At 64.3% G+C, this 11,548-nt stretch carries 10 protein-coding genes and 2 pseudogenes; 8 read left to right on the forward strand and 4 right to left on the reverse strand.

The features are described 5' to 3' along the window. Window positions 1–66: 66 nt before the first annotated feature. The 6 genes from CG51_RS16630 (at window position 67) to CG51_RS20215 (ending at window position 5,989) form a co-directional block, all read left to right on the forward strand. On the forward strand, window positions 67–981 hold the full coding sequence (locus tag CG51_RS16630; RefSeq protein WP_233141345.1) for an ABC transporter ATP-binding protein: 915 nt from the start codon (window positions 67–69) through the stop codon (window positions 979–981). A 4-nt stretch (window positions 982–985) separates the two neighbouring features. Then, window positions 986–1,906 (forward strand): nucleoside hydrolase, encoded by a 921-nt coding sequence (locus tag CG51_RS16635; protein ID WP_035746897.1) that lies wholly within the window; start codon window positions 986–988, stop codon window positions 1,904–1,906. Further along, the gene (locus tag CG51_RS16640; protein ID WP_211254214.1) at window positions 1,903–3,684 is read left to right on the forward strand and encodes an adenine deaminase; all 1,782 of its coding nucleotides are present in this window, start codon (window positions 1,903–1,905) and stop codon (window positions 3,682–3,684) included. The genes CG51_RS16635 and CG51_RS16640 overlap by 4 nt, the downstream gene beginning before the upstream one ends. A 2-nt stretch (window positions 3,685–3,686) precedes the next feature. Next, on the forward strand, window positions 3,687–4,850 hold the full coding sequence (locus CG51_RS16645) for a M20 aminoacylase family protein (RefSeq protein WP_198947712.1): 1,164 nt from the start codon (window positions 3,687–3,689) through the stop codon (window positions 4,848–4,850). Between the two features lie 2 nt (window positions 4,851–4,852). Then, a complete protein-coding gene (locus CG51_RS16650; protein ID WP_051930783.1) occupies window positions 4,853–5,518 on the forward strand; it encodes a phosphoribosyltransferase in 666 nt (221 codons plus the stop codon). A 108-nt stretch (window positions 5,519–5,626) separates the two neighbouring features. After that, window positions 5,627–5,989, forward strand: coding sequence for a hypothetical protein (locus CG51_RS20215; RefSeq protein WP_143413033.1), 363 nt, complete (start codon window positions 5,627–5,629; stop codon window positions 5,987–5,989). Window positions 5,990–6,254: 265 nt separating this feature from the next. Here the strand turns inward: CG51_RS20215 and CG51_RS16655 are convergent, their stop codons facing one another. From CG51_RS16655 to CG51_RS16670, 4 genes are read right to left on the reverse strand one after another with little or no spacing between them, the layout of a single operon-like run. Beyond that, window positions 6,255–7,037: an HpcH/HpaI aldolase/citrate lyase family protein gene (locus CG51_RS16655; protein WP_035746901.1), complete on the reverse strand. Its 783-nt coding sequence runs from the start codon at window positions 7,035–7,037 to the stop codon at window positions 6,255–6,257. Next, the gene (locus CG51_RS16660; protein WP_035746902.1) at window positions 7,031–7,867 is read right to left on the reverse strand and encodes an HTD2 family dehydratase; all 837 of its coding nucleotides are present in this window, start codon (window positions 7,865–7,867) and stop codon (window positions 7,031–7,033) included. The genes CG51_RS16655 and CG51_RS16660 overlap by 7 nt, the downstream gene beginning before the upstream one ends. Further along, the gene (locus CG51_RS16665) at window positions 7,864–8,970 is read right to left on the reverse strand and encodes a CaiB/BaiF CoA transferase family protein (protein ID WP_035746903.1); all 1,107 of its coding nucleotides are present in this window, start codon (window positions 8,968–8,970) and stop codon (window positions 7,864–7,866) included. Before CG51_RS16665 ends, CG51_RS16660 begins: the two co-directional genes overlap by 4 nt. After that, window positions 8,970–10,133, reverse strand: a complete 1,164-nt coding sequence (locus CG51_RS16670) for an acyl-CoA dehydrogenase family protein (RefSeq protein WP_035746904.1) — start codon at window positions 10,131–10,133, stop codon at window positions 8,970–8,972. The genes CG51_RS16665 and CG51_RS16670 overlap by 1 nt, the downstream gene beginning before the upstream one ends. A 333-nt stretch (window positions 10,134–10,466) precedes the next feature. Between CG51_RS16670 and CG51_RS20805 the strand changes: the two are divergent. Both CG51_RS20805 and CG51_RS16675 read left to right on the forward strand, forming a co-directional pair. Then, a pseudogene (locus CG51_RS20805) lies at window positions 10,467–11,221 on the forward strand (transposase); the annotation flags it as partial. A gap of 74 nt (window positions 11,222–11,295) precedes the next feature. After that, window positions 11,296–11,548 (forward strand): annotated as a pseudogene (locus CG51_RS16675) (transposase); the annotation flags it as partial.

Consider the following 11,548-nt stretch of genomic DNA (forward strand, 5'->3'; position numbering starts at 1 on the left):
CTATGGCAAGACCCTGCCGTCAGCGGCCTGAACCTCCACATCCGGCGGGGGGAGCTGATCGCGCTGCTGGGTCCATCGGGCTGCGGCAAGACCACCACGATGCGCGCCATTGCCGGTCTGATGCCGGTGAAATCGGGGCAGATCCGGCTGGATGAGCGCGATATCACCCATACCCCTGCCAACAAGCGGGAAGTCGGGCTGGTCTTTCAGTCCTACGCCTTGTTCCCCCATCTCACGGTCTATGAGAACGTGGCCTTCGGCATGCGGCTGAAGGGCGTTTCGGGGACCGAGCTTGACGAGCGCGTCACAGGGGCGATCAAGTCCGTCGGCCTCGCGAAATTCGCGAGCCGGAAGACGCCGGAACTCTCCGGAGGCCAGCAGCAGCGCGTGGCTCTTGCCCGCTCCATGGTGATGGAGCCGAAGGTGTTGATGCTGGACGAGCCGCTGTCCAACCTCGACGCCCGTCTCCGGCTGGAAATGCGCAACGAATTGCAGCGCATGCAAAAGGAAAGCGGCGTGACGATGATTTTCGTCACACATGATCAGGTGGAAGCCCTGGCGCTGGCCGACCGGATCGTCGTCATGCGCGACGGCGGCATCGAGCAGATCGGCACGCCGGAGGATATCTACAACCGCCCCGCCTCCAGCTTCGTTGCTGATTTCGTCGGGTTCGAGAATATCTTCGCGGTGAAGGACGGCAGGATGCTCACGCAAGGCGGCGACATCTCCCTGCCTGTCGGTGCGGCGGGCACAGCAGGTCTTGCATGGCGCCCCGATGCGGTGCCGCTCGGCGCTGGTCCCTATTCGGGCACCGTGCGTGGCACGTCATTCGCCGGCAGCAGCCGTGAATATGTATTGGACACCCCGCTCGGCCAGATCAAGACGGAGGTCGATGCAGGCAAACCGGCCCATCAGCTGGGCGATGCGGTGCGCTTCGATCTGCCGCTGGACGCCGCCGCGCCTCTCCATCGTTTCGGATAGCATCATGGGCGTCTGGATCGACACCGACATGGGCTTTGACGATCTCGCGGCCGTTCTGGTCGTGCAGAATGCGGGCCTTGTGATCGACGGCATGTCGCTCACCTTCGGCAATGCACCGCTGGCGCAGGTGTGCCGAAACGCCGCCGGGGCGGCCGCGGCCTTCGGCTGGCGGTTTCCCATCCATATGGGGCGCGCCCTGCCCGTCATGGGCCGGCTGGAGACAGCCCAGACGATCCTTGGCGAAACCGGCATCCCGACGCGGGGGCGCACCCTTCCAGAGGCGGAACCGCTGCCGGTGAGCGATGCCTTTGCCGGGTTATGCCACTGGCTGGAGGGGGATGGGCCGCACCGCATTCTTGCCCTGGGACCACTTGGCAATCTGGCGTCTCTGGCCCTGGCGCGACCTGACCTCGCTTCCCGCATAGATGATCTGGTCTGGATGGGGGGCGGCCTTACGCGCGGCAACCATACAGCCTCGGCGGAATTCAACGCCTTTGCAGACCCGGAGGCCGCCGCCATCGTGCTCGCCCAAGGTTTGCCGCTGACCATGGTCGATCTGGATTTCTGCCGCGGGATCCTCGCCACCCCGCGGGATGTAGAGACTCTGCGGAGCGCGCAGGGCATCAACGCTGAACTTCTTGCCGATCTTTTTGGCGGCTTTGTCGATATCGCGCTGTCGCGGGCGCGCCCTGCGATGGCGCTTTACGATCCGGCGGCGGCGGTCGTCTTCGTCCGCCCCGATCTGATAACATTCGAGCCCGCGCGGATCGACGTCGAATGCGGCGGTCACCTGACGCGCGGGCGCACGGTGGTGGAGACGCGGGCGAGCCACGCCATCTTCAACGCCTGCTTCGCCGCCGACTGCGACCGGGCGCAGGTTCGTGAGACAGTGCTCGCGGCGCTGCAATGGGAGGCCGAGAAATGAAACAGCCACTTGACCTTGCCGATGGAAGCCTCCGTCTTCGTGCCACAGCCGCAGCACGCGGCGATCGACCCTTCGACCTGTTGATCCGGGGCGGCGTCCTCATCGACATGGTGACGGGGGAGCACCGCCCCGCAGATATCGGCATCGTCGGCCCGTTGATCGCTTCCGTCCATGCGCCGGGCACACGCAGCGACGGACACGAGGTTCTTGACGTGACGGGAGCCTTTCTCTCCCCCGGCCTCATCGACACGCATATGCACGTCGAAAGCTCAATGGTGACGCCTGCGACATACTGCGATGCGGTGCTTGCCCATGGGGTGACGACCGTCGTCTGGGATCCGCATGAATTCGCCAATGTGCACGGCATCCCGGGGGTCGATTACGCGATCCGGGCGACAGAGGATCTACCGCTGCGGTTCGTGGTGCTTGCGCCCTCCTGCGTGCCCTCCGCGCCGGGGCAGGAGCACGCGGGCGCCGATTTCGATGCGGCAACGGTCTCCGGGCTGCTCGCCCGCCCAGAGATCGGCGGCGTGGCCGAAGTGATGAACATGCGCGACGTCATCGCCGGTGAGCCGCGGATGAGCGGCATCGTCCAGGCCGGCCTTGCTGCCGGGAAGCCGGTCTGCGGGCACGCCCGCGGGCTGACCGGTCCGGCGTTGCAGGCCTTCATGGCGGCAGGCGTCGGCTCGGATCATGAGCTGACCTCCGGCTCCGACCTGATGGAAAAGCTGCGCGCCGGGTTGTTCATCGAACTCCGCGGCTCGCACGATCATCTGCTGCCCGAATTCGTGGCGGAGCTGAACCGGCTTGGACATCTACCCCAGACGGTGTCGCTCTGCACCGATGATGTCTTTCCCGACGATCTCCTGCACGGCGGCGGGCTGACGGATGTGGTGCGCCGGCTTGTCGGCTATGGTCTGCCGTCGGAATGGGCGCTGCAAGCGGCAACACTGAACGGCGCGCGGAAGATCGGGCGGGACGATCTGGGCTTGATTGCCGCCGGTCGCCGGGCCGACATCGTCATCTTGGACGATCTGAAGGCATTCGTTGCGCGCCACGTCGTGGCGAACGGCAGGGTTGTGGCGCATGACGGCGAAGTCCTGCGCGCTTCTGTCGAGGTCGGGGCGGCGCCCTTTCTGAATTCCGTCCGGCTTCCTGCGCTGACGACCGATGATTTCCGCCTCCGATCCGCTGGCGACCGAGTCCGCGTCGCCACCATCGACAGACCGCGCTTTACCCGTTGGGGAGAGGCGGAAACTGCCGTGACAGAGGGTGTCGTCGTGCCGCCGGAGGGAGCGACGCTCATCGCCGTTGCGCATCGTCACGGCCTTGCCGACCCTGCGCCGCGGGTCGGCTTCCTGCGGGGATGGGGTACGTGGCGGGGGGCCTTCGCCACCACCGTCTCCCACGACAGCCACAACCTCACCGTTTTCGGCGGCAACCCGGAGGATATGGCTGTCGCGGCGAATGCCGTCATCGCGGCAGGCGGCGGGATGGCCGCGGCGGCGGGCGGAGAGGTTCTGGCGCTTCTGCCCCTCCCGGTCTCGGGTCTGGTATCGCGCTCGGGACTGGTGGAGGTTGCAGCCGATTTCGCGGCGCTTCGCGAGGCGATGGATCGCGTCGTGGACTGGGAGCCCCCCTACCTGATTTTCAAGGCCTGCTTCGGCGCGACGCTTGCCTGCAACCTCGGCCCGCATCAGACCGATCTCGGCATCGCCGACATCGCGCGCGGAGGCGTTCTGGCGTCGCCGATCCTAGACATCCTTTCCGGGACATGACCATGAGCGACACGATAGATGCCGACCTTCCCTTTCTGACGGCCCTCCGCCGCGATCTGCATGCCCACCCCGAGCTTGGCTTCGAGGAGCACCGCACCTCCGATATCGTTGCAACGCTTCTGGAGGAGGCGGGGATCGTCGTGCATCGCGGCCTTGGCGGCACCGGGGTTGTCGGGACGCTGCAGATCGGCAACGGAACGCGTCGCATAGGTCTGCGGGCGGATATGGATGCGCTGGCCATGCCGGAACTGGTGGACCGTCCCCACAAATCCACCGTGCCTGGCAAGATGCATGCCTGCGGCCATGACGGGCATACCACGCTGCTGATCGGCGCAGCGCGGGAGCTGGCGCGGCGGAGGGATTTCTCCGGGACCGTGCATTTCATTTTCCAGCCTGCGGAGGAGGGTCGCGGGGGTGCCGATCGCATGGTGTCGGAGGGCCTTTTCGACATCTTTCCCTGCGATGCGGTTTACGGGCTTCACAACATGCCGGGTCTCGACCCCGATGAGATTGCGGTGGTGGAGGGGCCACAGCTCGCCTCCTCCGACAGCTGGCACGTGACCTTCCGCGGGATCGGCACCCACGGGGCGAAGCCGCATCTGGGCCGCGACCCGGTTACGGCGACGGGCAGCTTCCTCACCGCTTTGCAGAGCATCGTGGGACGGGTGATCGATCCCTTGCAACCGGCGGTGGTCAGCGCCTGCTCGGTGCAGGCGGGGCAAGCGGGCGTGTTGAACGTGATCCCCGACAAGGTGCAGATCGGTGGCACGGCGCGTGCCTATTCCGCCGAGGTGCGCGATCAACTGGAAGCGGAAATCGGGCGGCTGGCGCAAGGCACGGCCACGGCGTTCGGCCTCACAGCCGACTACCGATACATCCGTCGCATCCCGCCCGTGGTGAACCACCCCGACGCAACATCCCGCGCTCTCGGCGCGGCGCGGGATGTCTGCGGGAAGGTCCGAACCGCGTTTCCACCCTCCACGGCCGGGGATGATTTCGCCGCGCTCGCGCAAGACAGACCCGGTTGCTATGTCTGGCTGGGTAATGGTCCCGCTATGGAGGGAGCCATCCATCATAACGGCGGCTATGACTTCAATGATGAGGCGATCGGTCCCGGCGTGCGGTTCTGGACGCGGCTGGTGGAACGAGAGCTTGCGGCGGAATGATGATGGAACCTCATCACTTCTGGCAGGAGATATTACCGCCCGGGCCCGCCGCGCCCCTGAAACACGATGGGTTCTACACCGCTACGCTGGCGGACGGACGGCGCCTCCGCCTGCCGATAAGACCGCTGCCCGACGGACGGCACGGGCTGGCATCACTGATCGTCAATCAGGCGAGCTTCGCCGTGCTGGACGCGCTCGCCACCGATCTGGCCACACGTCTTGCGGAATTCGAGCCGGATGTTGTGGTCGGCCTACCGACGCTGGGGCTGACGCTCGCCGCGGAAGTAGCGCGGAAGCTGGGCCACAGCCGCTACGTGCCGCTCGGCACCTCGCGCAAGTTCTGGTATGAGGAGACGCTGTCCGTGCCGCTTTCCTCCGTGACGACGCCGGATCAGGTGAAGCGGCTGTATATGGACCCGCGCATGCTGCCGCTGCTGGTGAACCGCCGTGTGGCGCTGATCGACGACGCGATCTCGAGCGGTCGTTCCATTCGCGCCGGGCTGACACTGCTGGAGACGCTCGGCGTTCGACCGGTCGGAATCGGCGCTGCGATGCTGCAGTCAGACCGCTGGCGCGATCCGGCCCAAGCGGAGGGGTGGAGCGCCCGCGTGCGCGGCTGCTTCACCACGCCTCTGCTTGAAAGGGACAGCCACGGACGCTGGTCCTGAGCAGGCACTATCCCCTGCACCTGTGGATGCGTCCGTGGAACTTGTCCCACGGACGCCGCTTGAGTGCCGCTCTCGTCGAACGCCCGCAGCACGACGCCGAAGGGCACAGTGGCTGGCACGGCCGGATCCAGCAACGTGCGGTTTGCTGACCTGCACAGCTACCTGCGCGTGGCTGTGCCCAGCACGTCCATGACCCTGCCAATCGCGCTCGACATCTCCACCGCGCTTATTGCTCAGGTCTGCCAAGGCGTCCTGCCGCGGCTAACTTTGTCAACTGTGCGACGGGAGAGGGGACCGGGACCAAGACTTCTTCATCTCGGCACGAGCATAAATCCGCAGCCGGTGGGATCGAAGGACGGCGCCTTCGCCCGTCGCGGAGTGGTGTTGCTTCACCCGACCCTGTGCGCAAAAGACGATAATCGGACCGCACACATGGTCATCCAGCAGAGCGAACCCCTGCTGGGTGAGTGACGATAGCCGTATCCGCGCATCGCTTCCGCCGCCAATTCGGCCGGTCGGCGGCACTCGTCCACGCACATCTTCAGACATGAGTGACCCCAACGAACTGGCCCGGCAGCACATCGCGCGCCGACTGAACACCCCGCTACGCGTGTAACGCGTGAAGTGTGGGGCGCGACGCTACTCGCGATTTGCAGGAGACGGACCGTGCATCCAAACGAGCTTCCGGCAAGGTTCCGGCAAGCGGAAACCCGTGATCCCAAACCCGTCGACGGTATCAGCCTGCTGTTGCGAGAATGGCGCGAGCGCGAAGGCGTACAGGCTCATCCACCATTGCGCCATCGACAGAAACCGCGCCATCGCCGGACCCAATCACCCGGCGGGCCCAGTCGATCTCGGCTTCCGAGGGGGCAAAGGCGTTGCGGATGACCCCGACCTGCTTCGGATGGATGCAAAGCTTGCCCGTCATCCCGAGCGAGCGGGCATGGGCGGCGTCTTCACCGCTCACGGACAGCTCATCCAATTGCACCGTCACACCGTCGAGAGGTGCGGCGATCCCCGCGAGGCGCGAGGCAAGGACCAGTTCGAACCGCGCAGGAAGCAGAGCCTCCCGCAGATGCGCGCATCCCAGATCGGCGCAGAAATCGACCGAACCGAAGGCAAGCCGTATGACACCTTCCGCTGCGGCGATGGATCGTGCCGCAGCCAGCCCACGCGCTGTTTCCACCAGAGCGATAAGAGGGAGACCAACCCGCGCCGCGACGGCGGTTACTGCAGTCGCCTCCTCCGCCTTGGGCAGCATTACGGCAGCGGGGCGAACGGCCCTAACCGCCGCTATGTCCGCCTCATGCCAAGGCGTTCCAATGGCATTGATCCTCACGATAACCGGCAGATCGGTGAAATCGGCGGTCAATGCGGTGCGGGCCGCGTCCTTGGCATCCATTGCGACAGCGTCTTCGAGGTCCAGGATCACCGCGTCGGTGCCTGAAGCCGCAGCCTTGGAGAACCGCTCGGGGCGGTTTGCGGGCACGAACAGAGGCGCTCGGATGGCGGTCACCATGTCGCGCGCGCCTCCATCGCCACCGGCCCATCGGCACGGGCGGTCCAGAGCCGCAGGCCATCGCCGTCAGCCTCTGCATTGAGCGTGTAGTCGGCTGTATCATACAGCGGAGACAGCGAGCGGAAGTCGAAACGGGCGGGATTGCTGCCACGCAGTTCTGCTGCGAACAGCACAAGCTGCGTCGCCTGAAGCGGCCCATGGACCACGAGGCCCGGATATCCTTCCTCCCCGGTCACATAGGGCTGATCATAGTGGATACGGTGGCCGTTGAATGTCAGCGCCGAATAACGGAACAACAGCGGCGGCGTGGGAGCGACCGGGACGCTATGCATTCCCCGCGCCGCCGGTTCCACCGGCTTCGGGGTGCCGCCCGGCGCGTCCGCATTGCGATAGACGATGTCCTGCCGTTCCTCGATCACCAGCCTGTCGTCGCTCTCGATCCGGTGGTCCACCGTGACGAAGCAAAGCGGCCCGGTGCGGCCCTCTTTCAAGGTCACGTCCCGAATGGTGGAGATGCGTGTTACCTGCTCCCCCACGCGGATCGCGTCGTAGAATGCAAATGCTCCTCCAGCCCACATCCGGCGCGGCAGCGGCACGGGAGGCAGGAAACCACCCCGCGCGGGGTGTCCGTCCGCCCCAAGGCTGGCAGTCGGAGCAGCAGGTGGCGCGAGGCAAAGATGGATGAGCAGCGGGGCGGCATCCCCATCCCTTACATCGCCTTTCAGATCCAGCGTGGCGTTAAAGCGTTCAACCAGCGCCTCCGTTACACGCTCGGATTTCCGCTCACCGCGCCCGATCCACTCCCGCAAGTAATCGATATCCACGGTCATGCCTTGACCTCTACCCGGTTCAAAGCGGGCACTGGCCCATAGTTGCGCTGCTCACCGGAGATAACGGCGGCCGGCGCAGGATAGCTGATAGGTCCGTTCGGCGTATCCACCGTGATGCGCCGCAGATGCGGATGCTCTGACAGGCGCTCCATGTCGCTGACAGAGGCAAAGGCTACATCCGCCTTGAGAAGTGCGAGGCTTGCCTCTTCCGCCGTGCGGCGCGCAAAACCTTCGGCCACCAGACTGTCAGTCTCCGAACGGTTACGCACCCGGGCAACGTTGGTCGCGAAGCGCGGATCGGTGCCCAGTTCCGGCCGATCTAGAAACACATCCGCCAGCTTGCGCCACTCCCGGTCGCTTTGCACGGAGATCAGGATCGGCTTACCGTCGCTGCAGGTAAACACGCTGTATGGCGCGATTGACGGATGGGCCATGCCAAGCCGGCGTGGTGACTTGCCACCCTCATGATTCAGCAGCGGAACGGTGAGCCAATCGGCCATCACATCGAACATGGAGACAGAGATCTGCGCGCCCCTGCCCGTCACTCCCCGCGCGATCAGGGCTTCGAGAATGGCGGCATGAGCAGTGGCGCCAGTCGCGATATCAACGATGGAGATGCCGACCCGTGCCGCGGCTTCCGGGCCGCCCGTGATCGAACACAGACCGGATTCGGCCTGTATAAGCAGGTCATAGGCCTTGCGATCCGCCATCGGCCCGTTCTCACCATACCCGGTGATCGAGCAGGTGATGAGCCGTGGCCACTCCCGCGCCAGACGCTCGAAGGAAAAGCCGAGCTTTCCGAGCGCCCCGCGCTTGAGATTCTGGACAAGCACGTCCGCCCCGTCCAGCAACCGCGCCAACTCCTCCCGCCCCTCATCGCTCGCCAGATCGAGCGTGACGGAGGTCTTGCCCCGGTTCAGCCAGACGAAATAGCTCGACTGCCCGTTGGCCACGTCATCGTATCCGCGCGCGAAATCCCCTTCCGGCCGCTCGATCTTTATGACTTCTGCTCCGGCATCCGCCAACCGGGAGGTTGTGAACGGAGCCGCGACGGCCTGCTCGATGGCGACGACCGTCAGGCCCTTCAGCGGCTGATACACCATCAGAAGCTCCGCGGCAGGCCGAGAACGTGTTCGGCGACATAGGACAGGATGAGGTTGGTCGAGATCGGTGCGACTTGGTAGAGACGGGTTTCACGGAACTTCCGCTCCACGTCGTATTCGCAGGCGAAACCGAAGCCGCCATGAAACTGGAGACAGGCATTCGCCGCCTCCCAGCTTGCCTTCGCGGCAAGATACTTCGCCATGTTGGCCTGCGCCCCGCAATCCTCATGCGCATCATAGCGTCGGCAGGCATCGAACCGCATGAGGTTCGCGGCCTCTATCTCGATATAGGCCTCTGCGATGGGGAACTGCACGCCCTGGTTCTGGCCAATGGGGCGGCCGAAAACATTGCGTTCGCTCACATATTTCACGACCCTGTCGGTGAACCAGTAACCGTCTCCGATGCACTCCGCAGCGATCAACGTCCGCTCTGCATTGAGGCCGGTAAGGATGTACTTGAATCCCTTGCCTTCCTCACCGATCAGATTTTCCACAGGGATTTCGAGGTTGTCGAAGAACAGCTCGTTGGTTTCGTGATTGACCATGTTCAGAATCGGGCGCACTTCCATGCCCGATTTCATCGCCTCCTTGATGTCGACAATGAAAATCGACATGCCTTCTGATTTCTTCTTCACCTCGGACAGCGGCGTTGTGCGGGCGAGAAGGATCATCAGGTCGGAGTGCTGCACCCGGCTGATCCAGACCTTTTGGCCGTTGATGACATAACGGTCACCCTTGCGAACGGCGGTGGTCTTGATCTTGGTGGTATCCGTTCCGGTGGTCGGCTCGGTCACGCCCATGGATTGCAGGCGCAATTCACCACTGGCGATCTTCGGGAGATATCTCCGCCGCTGCTCCTCCGATCCATGCCGGACGAGCGTGTTCATGTTGTACATCTGTCCGTGGCAGGCGCCGGAATTGCCGCCCGACCGGTTGATCTCCTCCATGATGATCGACGCTTCCGTCAGCCCGAGCCCAGAACCGCCATACTCCTCCGGGATCAGAGCGGCCATCCAGCCCGCGCGCGTGAGCGCCTCGACGAACTCCTCCGGGTAGCCACGCGCCTCGTCGATCTTGCGATGGTATTCATCGGGGAATTCTGCGCAAAGCGCTCGAACCGCATCCCGGATATCCTGATAATCGTCTGCGCCGTGATCAAACATATCCGACTCTCCCCAAACTTCTCATCGTCCCGTGAAGTTTGCGGCATGTATCGCGATACATCAAATATATGATGATGCTACCACCTATAACGGATCGGCATGAATGAAAGCGTGTCCTCTGAGCGGACCTTCGTTGTTTTGCAATCATCGTTGTTGATCCCTGGCTTGATGGTCATGGGCGTCTCGGTGGGATATGCTGCACGCGCGTCGTGTCCCGCCGGCTGCTCAGGTGGCAGGTCCGCGGAGGCAACTGCATCACCGCGTTGGTGTTGCAGCGGCGCGACCAATGAGGAGGAGCATAATCACCCTTGGCAGTTGGGCCGGAGTGATGAGATGCGCGGGAGGGACGAGGTAAGCGGGTCGTCGTTCAGCTATGTCGATCTTGAGGCCCCCATCCCCGCGGCACCCTTTGTACAAGATCCGGCGGGTGGTGAATGCTGATGTGGCCAGTCTCGATACCGCGTTCGCCGTGCTTCACACCGACTTCGGCCACCCCCTTATCCCGACGGAGCCGGCTGATCCGGGCGAGCCTTCTGCAGACCCTTTAAGCCGTTGGCTCCGGGCGCCAGCAGCCTGTTGTTCCGCTGGTTCGTCGGCCTCCGCTTTGATGATCCGGTCTGGGTGCCGACCATGTTACGAAGAACCGTGACCAACTGCTGACCACCGAGATGCCGCGCAAGGTGATGGCCGCGATCCTGGTCCACCGCGAGGGTGGCGCCACTCTTGTCGGATGGTCATTTCTCGGTCGATGGCATAGCGGGGAAGGCATTGATGAGGAGCGTCCGACCGCGGACCGGGGATACCCGCCCCATAACGATCCGGGCGCTCCGCCCGGACCAACCGTCGTCGCCGATCCAGCCTCCTTGACCGCAGCCAAGATCGTTGCCCTGCAACCACAGCCGCAGCCGCAATGCCAAGGTCGACATCCGGGGCCAGAAACGGACGAATGCCGCCATCGCTCTGTCACGGACGCGCGGCTTTACAGGAAATCGCTTGGCACAGGGGCGATGTTGTGCTTCATCGGGCATGCGCTGATGGAGAACTGCTCCGGCTTGATCGTGCCGGGCGCCCTCACCCGTGCTGATGGCTGGCCTAGGTCGTGTTGACAAAATGGATTCCGCTGGCCCGCGCCCTGTGATTCAAGCTCATTTCTACTTGGGAGATGAACTTGGCGCGCAACCTTATATCCGACGATGAGTGGGCCTTCTTCGAAGGCTTTATTCGTGCCGTCCGGCACCCGAACGGGCGTAGACCTGCGGATCATCGCCAAGTTCTGGATGGCATTTTCTGGATCCGCGCGGACTAGTGCGCCCTGGCGGGGTCTGCCAGAGGAGTTCGGCAAGTGGTCCTCGGTCTACCGCCAGTTCCGCCGCTGGACGCTCGCCGGGCTGTGGGAGGACATCCTGGATGTCTTG

It is taken from the genome of Haematobacter missouriensis, from assembly GCF_000740775.1.
GTDB classification, from domain to species: domain Bacteria; phylum Pseudomonadota; class Alphaproteobacteria; order Rhodobacterales; family Rhodobacteraceae; genus Haematobacter; species Haematobacter missouriensis.

Coding starts and splice junctions, on each gene's coding strand:
- CG51_RS16635 (WP_035746897.1), top strand. CDS start 986: ATGGGCGTCTGGATCGACACCGACATGGGCTTTGACGATCTCGCGGCC.
- CG51_RS16640 (WP_211254214.1), top strand. CDS start 1,903: ATGAAACAGCCACTTGACCTTGCCGATGGAAGCCTCCGTCTTCGTGCC.
- CG51_RS16645 (WP_198947712.1), top strand. CDS start 3,687: ATGAGCGACACGATAGATGCCGACCTTCCCTTTCTGACGGCCCTCCGC.
- CG51_RS16650 (WP_051930783.1), top strand. CDS start 4,853: ATGGAACCTCATCACTTCTGGCAGGAGATATTACCGCCCGGGCCCGCC.
- CG51_RS16655 (WP_035746901.1), bottom strand. CDS start 7,037: ATGGTGACCGCCATCCGAGCGCCTCTGTTCGTGCCCGCAAACCGCCCC.
- CG51_RS16660 (WP_035746902.1), bottom strand. CDS start 7,867: ATGACCGTGGATATCGATTACTTGCGGGAGTGGATCGGGCGCGGTGAG.
- CG51_RS16665 (WP_035746903.1), bottom strand. CDS start 8,970: ATGGTGTATCAGCCGCTGAAGGGCCTGACGGTCGTCGCCATCGAGCAG.
- CG51_RS16670 (WP_035746904.1), bottom strand. CDS start 10,133: ATGTTTGATCACGGCGCAGACGATTATCAGGATATCCGGGATGCGGTT.